Genomic DNA, 14,491 nt, shown 5'->3' on the forward strand with positions numbered 1-14,491 from the left:
CCTTGTCCGAGCCGCACGCCTCGTCCGACCCGCACGAGCTGACCGTCCTCGATCCGGCCACCGAGGAGGTCGTCGCCACCGTCCCCGCCGCCGACGCGGCCGACGTGGACCGCGCCGTCGCCCGCGCGACCGCCGCCCAGCGCGCCTGGGCCGCCACGGCCCCCGCCGACCGGGCCCGCCTGCTGCGCCGGTACGCCGACACCGTCGACGCCCACGTCGAGGAACTGGCCGCGCTGGAGGTCCGCGAGGCCGGCCACCTCCTCGGCAACGCCCGCTGGGAGGCGGGCAACGCCCGCGACCTGCTGCTCTACGCGGCCGGCGGCGCCGAACGCCTCCTCGGCAAGCAGATCCCCGTCCCCGGCGGCTGGGACGTCACCTTCCAGGAACCCCTCGGCGTGGTCGGGGTGGTCGCCCCCTGGAACTTCCCGATGCCCATCGCGGCCTGGGGTTCCTTCCCGGCCCTGGCCGCCGGCAACGCCGTCGTCCTCAAGCCCGCCGAGACCACCCCGCTGACCGCCCTGCGCCTGGCCGAACTGGCCCTGGAGGCGGGGCTGCCCGAAGGGCTCTTCCAGGTCCTGCCCGGCCACGGCCACATCACGGGCCGCGCACTCGTCGACCACCCCGGCGTGGCGAAGATCGTCTTCACCGGCTCCACCCGCACCGGCCGCGAGGTCATGGAGCGCTGCGCCCGCCAGGTCAAACCCGTCACTCTCGAACTCGGCGGCAAGAGCCCCAACATCGTCTTCGCCGACGCCGACCTGGAGGCGGCCGTCGACCCCTTCTCCTTCCTCGACAACGCCGGCCAGGACTGCTGCGCCCGCACCCGCATCCTCGTCCAGGAGACGGTCTACGACGAGGTCGCCGAGCTGCTCGCCGACGCGCTGTCCGCCGTGGTGGTCGGTGACCCGGCCGACGAGAAGACCCGGATGGGCCCGCTCATCTCCCGGCAGCAGCTGGACCGCGTACGGTCCTTCGTGCCCGACGGCGCCCCGGCGCTGCGCGGCACCGCGCCCGACGGACCCGGCTTCTGGTTCCCGCCAACCGTGCTCACGGCGGAGCGACCCGACTCCGACGCCGCCCGCGAGGAGATCTTCGGCCCCGTGGCCGTCCTGCTCCCGTTCACCGACGAGGCGGACGCCATCCGCCTCGCCGACGACACGCCGTACGGCCTCGCCGGCTCCCTGTGGACCCGCGACCTGGGGCGCGCCCTGCGCGTCTCGCGGGCCGTCCGAGTCGGCAACCTGTCCGTCAACTCCCACTCCAGCGTCCGCTACTGGACCCCGTTCGGCGGCTTCAAGCAGTCCGGCCTCGGCCGCGAGCTGGGCCCGGACGCGCTCACCGCCTTCACCGAGACCAAGAACGTCTTCATCAGCACGGAGGGCCCCGCACAGTGACCGAATCGCCCGCATCGAGCGAAGAGACCGTCTGCCGTCGTCTGGTCGGCCGGACCGCCGTCATCACCGGAGCCGGCAGCGGCATCGGCCTCGCCGCCGCGCGCCGCCTCGCCGCCGAGGGCGCCCACGTCGTCTGCGGCGACGTCGACGAAGCCCGCGGAAAGGCCGCCGCCGAGGAGGCCGGCGGCACCTTCGCGAAGGTCGACGTCACCGACCCCGAGCAGGTCGAGGCGCTGTTCAGGACGGCGTACGACACCTACGGCAGCGTCGACGTCGCCTTCAACAACGCCGGGATCTCACCGCCCGACGACGACTCCATCCTGGAGACCGGCCTGGAGGCCTGGAAGCGGGTCCAGGAGGTCAACCTGACGTCCGTGTACCTGTGCTGCAAGGCCGCGATCCCCTACATGCGGCGCCAGGGCAGGGGCTCCATCATCAACACCGCGTCCTTCGTGGCGCGGATGGGCGCGGCGACGTCCCAGATCTCGTACACGGCGTCCAAGGGCGGCGTGCTCGCCATGTCCCGGGAACTGGGCGTGCAGTTCGCCCGCGAGGGCATCCGGGTCAACGCCCTGTGCCCGGGCCCGGTCAACACGCCTCTGCTGCGGGAGCTGTTCGCCAAGGACCCCGAGCGGGCCGCCCGCCGCCTCGTCCACATCCCCGTCGGCCGGTTCGCCGAGGCGGAGGAGATCGCCGCCGCCGTCGCCTTCCTCGCCAGCGACGACTCCTCCTTCGTCAACGCGACCGACTTCCTCGTCGACGGGGGGATCTCCGGGGCGTACGTCACCCCCCTGTAGCCGCCCTCTCCAGTGCAGGGACGAGCATGACACCGCCGCCCGGCTGGTACCGCCACCCGCGAGCCCCCGGTCCGGAGCGCTGGCGGGACGGTACCGGCTGGACGGCCCGCAGCCGGGCGGCCTCGCGGCCCGCGGCGGGAGCGGCGGCCGCGGCCGGCCGCGTCTTCGACGCCGGCGCCGACGGGTCGCCGTTCGCCGACACGGACCGCATCACCCGGGGCATCCGCCCGGTCGGCGACGCGGCCCGCGGCGGCGGCGTCGGCAGCGGCATCCAGCGACAACCGCGGTGAGGCACGGGGCGGGTCACAGGAACGTGTGCCCCTCGCCCCGGTACGTCGGCACGGTCGCCGTCACCCGGTCGCCCTCGACCAGATGCAGCCGCTCGAACCGCTCGCACAACTCCCCGGCCTTCGCGTGCCGGAACCACACCTTGTCACCGACCAGCAGATCGTCGGCCGGCGAGCCCAGCAGCGGGGTCTGCACCTCGCCGGGCCCCTCCTGCGGGTCGTAGCGCAGCCCCTCCGGCAGATACGGCACCGGCAGCCGGTCCCGCCCCGGCGCACCCGAGGCCGGGTACCCGCCGCCCAGCACCGTCACCACGCCGACGCCCGGCCGCCGTACCACCGGCAGGGCGAACAGCGCCGCCGGACGCCCGCTGAACGAGGTGTAGTTGTCGAACAGCCGGGGCACGTACAGCCCCGAGCCGGCCGCGATCTCGGTCACCGCGTCCTCGGCGGCCGTACTCTGCACGCTGCCGGTGCCGCCGCCGTTGACGTACTCCAGATCCGGTACCACGGCCCGCACCGCGCGCACCACCGCGGCCCGGCGCTCGGCGAGTTCCCGGCGTGCGGCGGCCTGCATCAGCCGGATCGCGCGCGACCGCAGGGGCCGCCCGGCGAGCTTGTCCCCCACCCCCGCCACATGCCCCTCGTACGCCATGATCCCGACCACCCGGAACCCCTGACGCCTGCTCACCGTACGGGCCAGCTCGGCGACTTCGGCGGGGGAGTGCAGGGGGGAGCGGCGGGCGCCGACCCGCATCCGGCCGCCGAACAGCTGCAGCGCGGTGTCCAACTCCAGGCAGACCCGGACGACTTCGCGTCCGTCGCCGCGCGCGGCGTCGATCAGGTCCAGCTGCGCCACGTCGTCCACCATCACGGTGACGGCCGACGCGAGCTTGGGGTCGGCGGCCAGTTCGGCGAAGCCGGCGCGGTCCGCCGACGGATACGCCAGCAGGATGTCGTCGAATCCGGAACGGGCCAGCCACAGCGACTCGGCGAGGGTGAACGACATGATCCCCGCGAAACCGTCCTTGGCGAGGACGCGTTCCAGCAGCGTGCGGCAGCGCACGGACTTGCTGGCGACCCGGATCGGCTTGCCCCCCGCACGACGGACGAGGTCGTCCGCGTTGGCGTCGAAGGCCTCCAGGTCCACGATCGCGAGAGGGGCGTCGAGAGGGGCGGTGGCCCGGTCGTAACGGGCCCGGTCGGCGGCGCGCGCAGTCATGACGGCAGCCTGCCAGACGCGATTACCGCAGGGTAGGGGGACGTTCCGGGCAGATGCCCCGAGGCTGCGGACTGGTTCCCGCTCGACCAGGAACAAGCCGTAGAGTGACGCGGACGCACGCACGGACGGCGGCTTCGGCCGGATATCCGCGCCGGGATGCCGGTCCGCGCGTACGGGTATGCGTGCCAGGACGGGCCGGTCGCCGAACGGCGCTCCCGGCTCGCGTTCGGCACGGTCAGGGTCGGTCTGCGACGGACAGGGCCCGGGCGGACAGCAGAAACGTCCCGGGGACGAGAAACGGGGGGTGCATGAGCACGGAAGCACGCCGCGCCTCGATCCCCCCGCGTCCGGACACCCCGCCCCGCCCCGCCGTACCGCCCCGCCCCGCCACACCCCCGCCGGGCGCCCCGGCCGAAGCCGCGCCGAGCCCCCGGCCGGACGCCTCCGGCACCGCGGCGACCGGTGACGCCTCCCGCCCCACCACGAGCGGGGACGCGCCCCGGGGCACCGGCGACTCGAGGTCGGCGGGCCGCCTCCGGCCAGGCGGGAACCCGCGCCCCGGCACGCAGGGGGAGGCGCCCGCCTCCTGGACCGCGCCGACCGGTTCGACGCCCGCACGGCCCGCGCCCGACGGCCGCTCTCCGGGCGGCGCTCCGGCGCCCCCGCGCCCTGCCTCGCCCCCGGCCGCGCCCGGGCAGGCCGGCTCCCGGCCGCCGTTCCCCGCGCCGCGCCGACCGGCCACACCGCCGCCCCCGCCTGCCGCATCGGCCCGCTTCCCGGACACCCCGCCGCCCACCGGCCGGTCCCGGACCCCCGGGGCCGACGGGAGTCCCCGGACCACCGGCGCCGCCGACACCTCCCCGCGCCGCTCCCCGGTCCAGGCCGCCCCCCGGGCCGGCGATGCGGCACAGGGCCGTCCCCCGACCGACGAAACCGGTCCGGGCGGGCCCGAGGCGCGTGACACGGCCCCGGACGGGCCCCGGTTCCCCGGAAGGAACCCGGGCCCCGCTCGCGTGACCGACGGCCCCTCGGGCCGCCCTTCCGCCCCGGACCCGGCTTCGGGCCGCCCTGCCTCCGACGGCGCGCCTTCCGGCCACCAGCCGACCGGCACCGCGTCTTCCGGCCGTTCCTCGGACGGCACCGGGTCCTCCGGGCACACCCCGGGCGGTGCGGCGTCTTCCGGTTCTCAGTCGGCCGGTACCGGGTCCTTGGGGCACTCCCCGGCCGGTGCCGCGCCTTCCGGTCGTCAGTCCACCGGTACGGGAGCCTCGGCTGGTACGGCGTCCTCCGGTCGTCGGTCCACCGGTACCGGGTCGTCGGCCCGCTCCTCGGCCGGTGCGGCCTCCTCCGGTCATCAGCCCACCCGCACCGCGTCCCCCAGCCACTCCCCGGCCCCGACCGCGTCCCCCGCCCCCGACCGGAGCGCTCGGGGAACGGTCGGGCGGCCTGGCGTCGCTGAGGCCGGACCGGTCGGCGATCGCGGCGGTGATGAGGGACGCGGTGGCCCGGGGGCCGCCGGGAGATCCCCGGACCGTACGCACGCCCCGGCCGCCGGAGCCGCGTGGACGCCGTTCTCGCGCCGCGGACTGCTCACCCCGCGCCCGCCCTCCGGCCCGGCCGGACCGGCGTCCGCCCCCGCGGCCCCGGACAGCGAGCCCGCCTGGTCGCCCACCGCGCCGATACGCCACCCCGACTTCGGTGCGCCGCCGCACCCGGCCCCGCCTCCTCCCGCCACGGCGCCCACCCGCGGCAGCGACCGCCCGTACCGCCCGGACACCGACCGCGCCGGTCCCGCCCCCGCACCCCGGTCCGCGTACACCGGTGCCGGACCGGCGCCCGCCCCCGGGACGGCCGGCCCCACCGACATCGCGCACACCCCCGCCCCCGACCCCGCGCTGTCCTGGAGCGCCCCCGCGGTGCCCGGCGCCGGCCCGACCGTGGTGACGTTCGGGCAGCCCGAGGGATTCGGTGAGGGCGGCCGGGGGCTCCGCGGCGCCCGCAGGCGGGTCGTCGCGGCCGCGGCCTGCGTCGTGCTCGGCCTCGGACTCATCGGCGGGGCCGTCACGGGCAGTTGGCTGGTCGGCGACGCCTCGGCCGGCGACGCCGGCGCCTACGCGACAGCCGGCGGACTGTGGCACAACCTGCCCGTCGACCAGCTGTTCCCGCCGACCGTGGACGGACAGGGCGCCGGCCCCGGCGGCTCCGACCGCACCTGGACCCGGATCGCCGTCGCCCCGGACGGCGACTGCGCCGACGCCTTCGACCCGTTGCTGAGCCAGGTCCTCGCCCCCGTCGGCTGCGAACGCCTCCTGCGCGCCACCTACACCGACGCCACGCAGAGCCACGTCACCACCGTGGGCCTGCTGTTCACCACCGCCGACGCCGCCGCCATGCGCGCTCTGGACACCCGGTTCGGCAAGGAGGGCCTCGCCCGCCGCGCCGACCTGATGCCCCGCCCCTACGCCGCCGAGGACACCGTCGCCGCCGCCTTCGGCGACGCCCAGCGCGCCTCCTGGACGATCTCGGTGCTCACCGACGCCCCCGTGGTGGTCTACGCCGTGTCGGGCTGGGCCGACGGCCGCACCGTCGACAGCCCGCAGCCCGCCGCCGAGGCGACCCGGGCCGGCGCCACCACGGCCACCGCCCAGGCCGGCCTCGGCCACGAGGCCCAGGGCCTCGCCGACCGCGTCGAACGCGGCCTGCGCAGAGCCGCCGTCTCCCCCTCGGAGCAGCCCTCATGAGCCGCGGCCGCACCGCGCGCCGGGCCGGCGCCGTCAGCTGCCTGCTGGCCGCGGCCCTGGCCCTCGTACCGCCCGCCACCGCGCACGCCGACGCCATCCGCGCGCGGCAGTGGGCCCTCGAAGCCATGCACACCGCCCAGGCATGGCAGACCACCAAGGGCAAGGGCGTCACCGTCGCCGTCCTGGACACCGGCGTCGAGGCCGACCACCCCGACCTCGACGGCAACGTCCTGCCCGGCCGCGACATGGTCGGCTTCGGCGCCCGGGAGGGTGACCGCGCCTGGGCCCGGCACGGCACCGCGATGGCCGGCATCATCGCCGGCCACGGACACGGCTACGCGGGCGGCGACGGCGTCCTGGGCGTCGCCCCCGAGGCGAAGATCCTTCCCGTCCGGGTGATCCTCGAGGACGGCGACCCGGCCCGGGCCCGCGCCCGCGACACCCGCGGCAACGCCCTCGCCGAGGGCATCCGCTGGGCCGCCGACCAGGGCGCCGACGTCATCAACCTCTCCCTCGGCGACGACTCCGCCTCCGCCCACCCGGAACCCGCCGAGGACGAGGCCGTCCAGTACGCCCTCGCCAAGGGCTCCGTCGTCGTCGCCTCCGCCGGCAACGGCGGCGAGAAGGGCGACCACATCTCCTACCCGGCGGCCTACCCGGGCGTCATCGCCGTCACCGCCGTCGACCGCTACGGCACCCGCGCCGCCTTCTCCACCCGCCGCTGGTACGCCACGGTCAGCGCCCCCGGCGACGACGTCGTGATAGCGGACCCGGACCACAAGTACTACGAGGGCTGGGGCACCAGCGCCGCCGCCGCGTTCGTCTCCGGCGCGGTCGCCCTGGTCAAGGCCGCCCACCCCGGCCTGACCCCCGCCCAGATCAAACGGCTCCTGGAGGACACCGCCCGCGACGCCCCGGCCGGCGGTCGCGACGACTCGCGCGGCTACGGCTTCGTCGACCCGGCCGCCGCCCTGCGGGCCGCCGCCGCCCTGGAACCCGCGAGCCTGCGGGCCCGGTCCTACGGTCGGCAGTACTTCGGCCCCGGCCCCGACAGCCCCGCCTCCGACACGGGCACGGACTGGGCCGGGCCCCTGGCCGGCGGCGCGGGCGGCGTCCTGCTGGTGGCGGGCGTCGTCCTCTGGCGCGGCCGTCGGGAGGACGGCACCACCCCCTGACGGACCCGGCCCGCGCGCCGCCCGGCCGTCCCGGACACCCGGCACTACCGTCGGACCCCGTGAGCGAACCACTCTTCTACGTCGACCGCTCGGACGTCCTCGAAGGGAAGGCCGAGGCGGTACGGACCGGCATGCTCGACCTCGCCGACTTCGCCGAGGAACACGAACCCCAGCTGATCGCCTACCACTTCTACCTCGACGAGGCCGGGACGACGATGACCACGGTGGCCGTCCATCCCGACCCGGCGTCGCTGGACCTGCACCTGCGGATCGGGGAGCAGCGGTTCCGCGCGTTCGCCACGCTGGTGCGGCTGCGGACCATCGACGTCTACGGCGACCCGGGCCGGACCGCCCTGGACCAGCTCCGCCAGAAGGCCGCCTACCTCGGCGGCGCCGAGGTCACCGTCCACACCCGGCAGTCCGGCTTCAGCCGGCTACCGCGGGACTGACCCGGTCGCCGCGGCGGACGGGGAGGGCGAGGCGGCCCCGGTGAACGAGGCGGTCCCGGTGAACACCGACACCGCCGCCCGCGCCGCCGCCTCCACCAGTGCGACGCCCGCCGCCTGTGTCGCGTTGCCCCGCGACAGCGCCGCCACCAGGTAGTCGTGGCCGCCGACCGTCACCCGCCCGATGCTGTTGACGTCCCACAACCCGGTCGTGCTGCGCGGCAGCCAGCCGTTCTTCAGGGCCCACCCGGACCCGTCCGCGACGACCGAGACCCCCCACCGCTGACCGGCGGCGATCCGCCCCATCAGCTCCCGGACGTACGCCCGGGACGCCTCGCTCAGCCGCGAGTCCTCGCCGAATACCTGCTCCAGCAGCACCAGCTGGTCGGCCGCCGTCGTCTGTGTCAGCCCCCACAGCGCGCCCTGCGCGCCGGAGGTCTCCGTGAGCCCGAACCGCTCGTTCGCCGCGTCCAGCCCCTCCGCCCGCCCGATCGCGTCCCACAACGCCGTCGCGGAGTCGTTGTCGCTGTTCTCGATCATCGCGGCGGCCTGGGCCCGCTCCTGCGCGGTCAGGCGCCGACCGGCGTCCTGGGCGCGCAGCAGCAGCGCCGCCAGGATGTCCACCTTGACGATGCTCGCCGTGTCGTAGGCGTCCGCGCCGTACACCGCGCGCCCGCCGCTCGCCGGGTCGAGCACCGCCACGGACACCGCGGCGTCGTCCGGCACCGTCACCGACGCCATGGCCGCCGCCAGCAGGGCATCGGCGTCGGCCGCCGTCTTCGCCTCCGCCGGCTCCGTCTCCACCGGCTCCGTCACCGACACCACCCCGGTCTCCTCGTTCGCCGACGCCGACGCCGACGCCGACGCCGACGATACGGAGGCCGGACCCGAACGGGCCCGCGCCGTCCGGTACACGGTGCCCGCGGCGCTCACCCCGACGACGGCGACCACGGCGAGGGCGGTCCACAGCAGGGCGGCACGGCGCCGGGACGGGCGGGTCCGGCGGCGCCGGCGGGCTCGGGATGACGGCATGACCGCGATCCTGGTGGCGTCGGCTGTGCCCGCCGTCAGAGGAAGATGAGATCCACGTCAGAGAATGCCCGGAAACCTGTGACAGTGGTGAACGCCGTGTTTCCCGCCCCGCACAAACGCGGCAGCAACCCCCCGATAGGGTCGGGGACCGTGGCGAACAAGAACATTCCCGACCCCGGCTACTCCGACGACGACGGCTCGGCCGACCCCCGGCTGGCCGCCGCGCTCGCCGCCTGGGCCGAGGACCGCACGGCCGTGGGACCCGTCCTGGAGGCGCTCCGGGGCGCCCGGCTGCTCGTTCCCGTCGTCGCCGTGCTCGGGGAGGTCGAGGAGGACGAGAACGGGCTGCGCCGGGAGAAGACCAGCGACATGGCCGTGCCCACGCTGAGGGCGGGGAACCGCACCGCCCTGCCCGCCTTCGCCTCCACCGACTCCCTCGCCCGGTGGGACCCGGAGGCCCGCCCCGTCGCCGTTCCCCTGCACCAGGCGCTCCAGGCGGCCGCGCACGAGCGGGCGGACACCCTGCTGCTCGACATGGCGGGACCGGTGCCGTTCGAGCTGACCGGGCCGGCACTGCTGGCGCTTGCGGAGGGCCGCACCACCACCGACCCGCTCACCGACCCGGCCGTCATCGAGGCCGTACGGGCCGCCGTGGCCGCCGAGCCTGCCGTGATCCGCGCCCACCTGGGCCCCGGACAGGCCGACGGCACCCTCGCCCTGGTCCTGGACCCCGCCGCCGCTCCCGCCGAGGCCGCCCGTGCCGTCGCCCGGCGGCTGGCCGACGACGACACGCTGAGGGCCCGCCTGCTGCGCGGCCTCGACCTGGCACTGCTGCCGGCCGGGACCACGCCCCCGGGCGAGCCCCTGTACGTGAAGGACCAGGCCGGTCGTTGACAGACCAAGCAGGTCGTGGAAGGACCGGGCCGCTCGTTGAAGGACCGGGCCCGTCGTGGAAGGAGCGGGTCAGCCGTAGACCGGGCCGGTGTACTTCTCGCCCGGCCCCTGCCCCGGCTCGTCCGGGACGACCGACGCCTCGCGGAACGCCAGCTGCAGCGACTTCAGGCCGTCGCGCAGCGGCGCCGCGTGGAAGGAGCTGATCTCGGTCGTGGAGGCGTCCAGCAGCCCGGCCAGCGCGGTCACCAGCTTGCGGGCCTCGTCGAGGTCCTTGTACTTGTCGCCCTCCTCGGTCAGACCGAGCTTCACGGCCGCCGCGCTCATCAGGTTGACGGCGACCGTCACGATCACCTCGACCGCCGGGACCTCGGCGATGTCGCGGGCCATGGCGTCGAAGTCGGCATCCGCGGCTTCCGCGGCGGGTGCGGCGGACGCGGCGGATTCAGGAGGGGTCTCACTCATGCCCCACACGATAGGCCCCGGAGGCCGGCGGTTCGCACCACCCCCGGGCAGCTGCTAACCTTGTGTGACGACCGGCCGAACTCGCCCCCAGCACCACCGGCGCGTACGGCCCACAAGTGGAGGCTCCGATCTCCCACCCGACCGTCCCCCGGGACGGCGGGTCACCGGTCAGGCGGCCGCCATCGTTCCGTACGGACGATGGAGTCGCCCGAACAGCGCCCCGCGATCATCGCGGCGGTGCTCCGGAAGCATTGGAGCCCCGCCTGTGATCGTCCGGGGCATTTTTTGTGCTTCGGCGCGGTTAGGTCTAACGAACACACACGTATCGCGGCCCTCAAGCCAGAGAGTCGCGGGGTGCTACCGAGGAGGATCCATCAGCGCCGAGCCCCGCATCAACGACCGGATTCGCGTTCCCGAGGTGCGACTTGTCGGTCCCAGTGGCGAGCAGGTGGGCATCGTCCCGCTGGCCAAGGCACTGGAGCTTGCGCAGGAGTACGACCTGGACCTGGTCGAGGTCGCGGCGAACGCCCGCCCGCCGGTCTGCAAGCTCATGGACTACGGGAAGTTCAAGTACGAGTCGGCCATGAAGGCCCGTGAGGCGCGCAAGAACCAGGCGCACACGGTCATCAAGGAGATGAAGCTCCGGCCGAAGATCGACCCGCACGACTATGACACCAAGAAGGGTCACGTCGTCCGGTTCCTCAAGCAGGGCGACAAGGTCAAGATCACGATCATGTTCCGTGGCCGTGAGCAGTCCCGCCCCGAGCTGGGCTACCGACTGCTGCAGCGTCTCGCGGAGGACGTCCAGGACCTCGGTTTCGTCGAGTCGAACCCGAAGCAGGACGGCCGAAACATGATCATGGTTCTCGGTCCGCACAAGAAGAAGACCGAGGCGATGGCCGAGGCCCGCCAGGCGCAGGAGGCCCGCAAGGCGGAAGCGAAGGCCAACCCCGGCCGCTCGCAGAACGCCGCGGACGCGGACGCCGTGAACGCCGAGGCGTCTGCCGAGGCTTCCGCCGAGGCGTGATCCCGTGGGCCGCGAGGCCCTGCGGACATAACCGATACAAGAGCGACGCTCCATCGTGCCCGGTTTCGCGACCGGGCACCGGAGCGCCACCGACGAGGAGAGAACGGCGCTATGCCGAAGAACAAGTCGCACAGCGGTGCCAGCAAGCGCTTCAAGGTCACCGGCTCCGGCAAGGTGCTCCGTGAGCGCGCCGGCAAGCGCCACCTGCTCGAGCACAAGTCGTCCCGTCTGACGCGTCGCCTCACCGGCAACGCCGAGATGGCCCCGGGCGACGCCAAGAAGATCAAGAAGCTTCTCGGCAAGTGACGTCGGGCGCGCACCCCGCGCCTGATCTCTGACCGGGACCCAATCGTTTCCGGGCCGTGTGAGCAGCCCCACGGCCCCGCTACAAGGAGTTAACAAGTGGCACGCGTCAAGCGGGCAGTCAACGCCCACAAGAAGCGCCGGGCGATCCTCGAGCAGGCCTCCGGCTACCGCGGTCAGCGTTCGCGCCTGTACCGCAAGGCCAAGGAGCAGGTCACCCACTCGCTGGTCTACAACTACAACGACCGCAAGAAGCGCAAGGGTGACTTCCGCCAGCTGTGGATCCAGCGCATCAACGCCGCTGCCCGCGCCAACGGCATGACCTACAACCGCTTCATCCAGGGTCTGAAGGCCGCGAACATCGAGGTCGACCGCAAGATCCTGGCCGAGCTGGCCGTCAACGACGCGGGCGCGTTCGCCGCGCTGGTCGAGGCCGCGCAGAAGGCGCTGCCGGCGGACGTGAACGCGCCGAAGGCCGCGTGACACCACGCCGGCGCTAGCCGACGCCCACCCGCAGGACCCGCAGGCCTCCGGCTTGCGGGTCCTGCTGTTGCACCAGCCGCGCACGTTCGAAGGTAAGAGGATGCCCCCCGTCTCCCCCGAGCTCATCTCCCCCCGCTCCACCCGGGTCGTGGCCGCCCGGCGGCTCGCCAAGCGGAACTTCCGGGGGAAGGAACGGCTGTTCCTCGCAGAGGGCCCGCAGGCCGTGCGGGAGGCGGCCGCCCACGGCGACACCCTCGTCGAACTGTTCGCCACCCTCGACGCGGCCGAGCGCCACGCCGACATCGTCGGTGACGCCCGCACCGCCGGCGCCCGGGTCCACCTGGCCTCCGAGCAGGTCATCGAGGACATCTCGACCACCGTCACCCCGCAGGGCCTGGTCGGGGTCTGCCGGTTCCTCGACACGCCGTTCGAGGACATCCTCGCGAGCCGGCCGAAGCTGGTCGCCGTACTCGCGCACGTCCGGGACCCCGGGAACGCCGGCACCGTGCTGCGCTGCGCCGACGCCGCCGGCGCCGAGGCCGTCGTCCTCACCGACGCCTCCGTCGACCTCTACAACCCCAAGGCCGTGCGTGCCTCCGTCGGCTCGCTGTTCCACCTGCCCGTCGCCGTCGGCGTGCCCGTCGAACGGGCCGTGACGGGCCTGCGGGACGCCGGGGTGCGGATCCTCGCCGCCGACGGGGCCGGCGACCGCGACCTCGACGAGGAGCTGGACCGGGGCACCATGGGCGGGCCGACCGCCTGGGTCTTCGGCAACGAGGCCTGGGGACTCCCGCAGGACACCCGCGCCCTCACCGACGCCGTCGTCCGCGTCCCCCTCCACGGCAAGGCCGAGAGCCTGAACCTCGCGACCGCCGCGGCCGTATGTCTCTACGCGTCGGCACGCGCCCAGCGCGCCCCCGGCGGGTGCCGAACCGCCCCCGGGAACTGACCGCCCGACGGGCGAAGGGACTTTCACAACAGGCCCCAGCTAGTAGGGTGACCAGCTCGGGGGCCCTCGTCTGAGAGGTGGGGTACGGGGATGAGTGGGGGCACGAGCGGCACGCCGCAGGCCCGGGACGTGCGGCGCCCACCGGTGGCTCGACCGCCCGGTGCACCGGGCGCGCCGGACCTCGACCCCGACGACCTGCCCGACGGTCTCGTCGTCGCCGACGAACGCGGCCGGGTCGTCTGCTTCAACACCGCCGCCGAGCGCATCACCGCGACCCCCTCCGCCGACGCCCTCGGTCAGCCCCTGGAGAAGGCCCTGCCCCTGGAGGACCTGGAGGGCCGGCGCTGGTGGCAGCTGACCGACCCGTACGGAGGACTGGCGACCCGGGTTAGGCAGCCCGAGCGGAACCTGCTGCTGCCGGGCGGGCGGGAGGTCCTGGTCTGCGCCCGCTACGTGCGCACGCGGCCCACCGGCCCCGTCCGGCGCGTCGTCGTCTCCCTGCGCGACACCGAGGCCCGCCGCCGCACCGAGCGCTCCCACGCCGAGCTGATAGCCACCGTGGCCCACGAACTGCGCTCCCCGCTGACCTCCGTCAAGGGCTTCACCGCCACCCTGCTCGCCAAGTGGGCCCGCTTCACCGACGACCAGAAGCGGCTGATGCTGGAGACCGTCGACGCCGACGCCGACCGCGTCACCCGCCTCATCGCCGAGCTGCTCGACATCTCACGCATCGACTCCGGGCGGCTGGAGGTGCGCCGGCAGCCCGTCGACATGGGCGCCGCCGTCAGCCGCCACATCCAGGCCTACGTGGCCGCCGGCCAGCCCGCCGACCGCTTCCTGCTCCGCATCGAGCAGCCGCTGCCCGCCCTGTGGGCCGACCCCGACAAGATCGACCAGGTGCTCAGCAACCTCCTCGAAAATGCCGTGCGGCACGGTGAGGGAACCGTCACCATTGAGATCACGCCCGCCGCCTCCCCCCGAGAGGGAGAGGACACCGGCACATCGGTCACCGTGAGCGACGAGGGCACCGGCATCCCGGAGGAGTCCATGAACCGCGTCTTCACCCGCTTCTGGCGGGGCAGCAAGCGCGGCGGCACCGGCCTCGGGCTGTACATCGTCAAGGGCATCGTCGAGGCCCACGGCGGCACCATCACCGTCGGCCGTGCCCCCGGCGGCGGCGCGGAGTTCCGATTTACGCTGCCCGTGGCCGCCCCGGCGTATCTCGCCTGACGGGCCGCGGGCCGTTCCCCCACCTCCACCCCGTTAGACTCGGCCTTTGGCA

General features: G+C 74.7%; 15 protein-coding genes. 12 read left to right on the top strand and 3 right to left on the bottom strand.

Annotated elements, in window-relative coordinates:
• The first annotated feature begins 2 nt into the window (after positions 1 to 2).
• Genes ACSLTV_RS09945 through ACSLTV_RS09955 form a run of 3 tightly spaced genes read left to right on the top strand, consistent with a single transcriptional unit; the run spans position 3 to position 2,481 of the window.
• The gene (locus ACSLTV_RS09945; protein WP_435611986.1) at positions 3 to 1,394 is read left to right on the top strand and encodes an aldehyde dehydrogenase family protein; all 1,392 of its coding nucleotides are present in this window, start codon (positions 3 to 5) and stop codon (positions 1,392 to 1,394) included.
• Positions 1,391 to 2,191, top strand: coding sequence for a 3-oxoacyl-ACP reductase (locus ACSLTV_RS09950; RefSeq protein WP_432134513.1), 801 nt, complete (start codon positions 1,391 to 1,393; stop codon positions 2,189 to 2,191). The genes ACSLTV_RS09945 and ACSLTV_RS09950 overlap by 4 nt, the downstream gene beginning before the upstream one ends.
• Before the next feature lie 26 nt (positions 2,192 to 2,217).
• Entirely contained in the window at positions 2,218 to 2,481 is a 264-nt protein-coding gene (locus ACSLTV_RS09955; RefSeq protein WP_432134512.1) for a DUF2510 domain-containing protein, read from the top strand.
• A 13-nt stretch (positions 2,482 to 2,494) separates the two neighbouring features.
• Here the strand turns inward: ACSLTV_RS09955 and ACSLTV_RS09960 are convergent, their stop codons facing one another.
• Positions 2,495 to 3,697, bottom strand: a complete 1,203-nt coding sequence (locus tag ACSLTV_RS09960; protein WP_432134511.1) for an amino acid deaminase/aldolase — start codon at positions 3,695 to 3,697, stop codon at positions 2,495 to 2,497.
• Between the two features lie 1,916 nt (positions 3,698 to 5,613).
• Between ACSLTV_RS09960 and ACSLTV_RS09965 the strand changes: the two genes are divergently transcribed.
• The 3 genes from ACSLTV_RS09965 to ACSLTV_RS09975 are packed head-to-tail and all read left to right on the top strand — an operon-like array spanning position 5,614 to position 8,062.
• Positions 5,614 to 6,438 carry a hypothetical protein gene (locus tag ACSLTV_RS09965; RefSeq protein WP_432134510.1) on the top strand — a complete coding sequence of 275 codons (825 nt, stop codon included), beginning with the start codon at positions 5,614 to 5,616 and terminating at the stop codon, positions 6,436 to 6,438.
• Positions 6,435 to 7,613 carry a type VII secretion-associated serine protease mycosin gene (gene mycP / locus ACSLTV_RS09970; RefSeq protein WP_432155700.1) on the top strand — a complete coding sequence of 393 codons (1,179 nt, stop codon included), beginning with the start codon at positions 6,435 to 6,437 and terminating at the stop codon, positions 7,611 to 7,613. Before ACSLTV_RS09965 ends, mycP begins: the two co-directional genes overlap by 4 nt.
• Positions 7,614 to 7,672: 59 nt before the next feature.
• Entirely contained in the window at positions 7,673 to 8,062 is a 390-nt protein-coding gene (locus ACSLTV_RS09975) for a hypothetical protein (protein ID WP_432134508.1), read from the top strand.
• Here the strand turns inward: ACSLTV_RS09975 and ACSLTV_RS09980 are convergent.
• Positions 8,048 to 9,091, bottom strand: a complete 1,044-nt coding sequence (locus tag ACSLTV_RS09980; RefSeq protein WP_435611987.1) for a serine hydrolase — start codon at positions 9,089 to 9,091, stop codon at positions 8,048 to 8,050. The two genes, ACSLTV_RS09975 and ACSLTV_RS09980, sit on opposite strands and share 15 nt — an antisense overlap.
• A gap of 150 nt (positions 9,092 to 9,241) precedes the next feature.
• Here ACSLTV_RS09980 and ACSLTV_RS09985 point away from each other — a divergent pair, with 150 nt between their 5' ends.
• A complete protein-coding gene (locus ACSLTV_RS09985) occupies positions 9,242 to 9,985 on the top strand; it encodes an SseB family protein (protein ID WP_435611988.1) in 744 nt (247 codons plus the stop codon).
• A gap of 69 nt (positions 9,986 to 10,054) precedes the next feature.
• Here ACSLTV_RS09985 and ACSLTV_RS09990 read toward each other — a convergent pair whose 3' ends face one another.
• Positions 10,055 to 10,447 carry a DUF1844 domain-containing protein gene (locus ACSLTV_RS09990; RefSeq protein ID WP_432134505.1) on the bottom strand — a complete coding sequence of 131 codons (393 nt, stop codon included), beginning with the start codon at positions 10,445 to 10,447 and terminating at the stop codon, positions 10,055 to 10,057.
• 373 nt (positions 10,448 to 10,820) lie between these two features.
• On the opposite strand from ACSLTV_RS09990, the gene infC reads away from it, so the two are divergent.
• The 5 genes from infC (at position 10,821) to ACSLTV_RS10015 (ending at position 14,439) form a co-directional block, all read left to right on the top strand.
• The gene (gene infC / locus ACSLTV_RS09995; protein ID WP_432134631.1) at positions 10,821 to 11,474 is read left to right on the top strand and encodes a translation initiation factor IF-3; all 654 of its coding nucleotides are present in this window, start codon (positions 10,821 to 10,823) and stop codon (positions 11,472 to 11,474) included.
• Between the two features lie 111 nt (positions 11,475 to 11,585).
• Positions 11,586 to 11,780, top strand: coding sequence for a 50S ribosomal protein L35 (rpmI, locus tag ACSLTV_RS10000; protein WP_007829094.1), 195 nt, complete (start codon positions 11,586 to 11,588; stop codon positions 11,778 to 11,780).
• A 96-nt stretch (positions 11,781 to 11,876) separates the two neighbouring features.
• Positions 11,877 to 12,260 (top strand): 50S ribosomal protein L20, encoded by a 384-nt coding sequence (rplT, locus tag ACSLTV_RS10005; protein WP_432134504.1) that lies wholly within the window; start codon positions 11,877 to 11,879, stop codon positions 12,258 to 12,260.
• Between the two features lie 100 nt (positions 12,261 to 12,360).
• A complete protein-coding gene (locus ACSLTV_RS10010; protein ID WP_432134503.1) occupies positions 12,361 to 13,209 on the top strand; it encodes a TrmH family RNA methyltransferase in 849 nt (282 codons plus the stop codon).
• 90 nt (positions 13,210 to 13,299) lie between these two features.
• Positions 13,300 to 14,439: an ATP-binding protein gene (locus ACSLTV_RS10015; RefSeq protein WP_432134502.1), complete on the top strand. Its 1,140-nt coding sequence runs from the start codon at positions 13,300 to 13,302 to the stop codon at positions 14,437 to 14,439.
• Positions 14,440 to 14,491 lie beyond the last annotated feature (52 nt).

Origin of the sequence: Streptomyces sp. bgisy159, assembly GCF_965341775.1 — a bacterium.
GTDB lineage: Bacteria > Actinomycetota > Actinomycetes > Streptomycetales > Streptomycetaceae > Streptomyces.

Excerpts from the sequence above, each read along its gene's own strand:
- ACSLTV_RS09955 (WP_432134512.1), top strand. The coding sequence starts at position 2,218 with ATGACACCGCCGCCCGGCTGGTACCGCCACCCGCGAGCCCCCGGTCCG.
- ACSLTV_RS09960 (WP_432134511.1), bottom strand. The coding sequence starts at position 3,697 with ATGACTGCGCGCGCCGCCGACCGGGCCCGTTACGACCGGGCCACCGCC.
- mycP (WP_432155700.1), top strand. The coding sequence starts at position 6,435 with ATGAGCCGCGGCCGCACCGCGCGCCGGGCCGGCGCCGTCAGCTGCCTG.
- ACSLTV_RS09980 (WP_435611987.1), bottom strand. The coding sequence starts at position 9,091 with ATGCCGTCATCCCGAGCCCGCCGGCGCCGCCGGACCCGCCCGTCCCGG.
- ACSLTV_RS09990 (WP_432134505.1), bottom strand. The coding sequence starts at position 10,447 with ATGAGTGAGACCCCTCCTGAATCCGCCGCGTCCGCCGCACCCGCCGCG.
- rpmI (WP_007829094.1), top strand. The coding sequence starts at position 11,586 with ATGCCGAAGAACAAGTCGCACAGCGGTGCCAGCAAGCGCTTCAAGGTC.
- ACSLTV_RS10010 (WP_432134503.1), top strand. The coding sequence starts at position 12,361 with ATGCCCCCCGTCTCCCCCGAGCTCATCTCCCCCCGCTCCACCCGGGTC.
- ACSLTV_RS10015 (WP_432134502.1), top strand. The coding sequence starts at position 13,300 with ATGAGTGGGGGCACGAGCGGCACGCCGCAGGCCCGGGACGTGCGGCGC.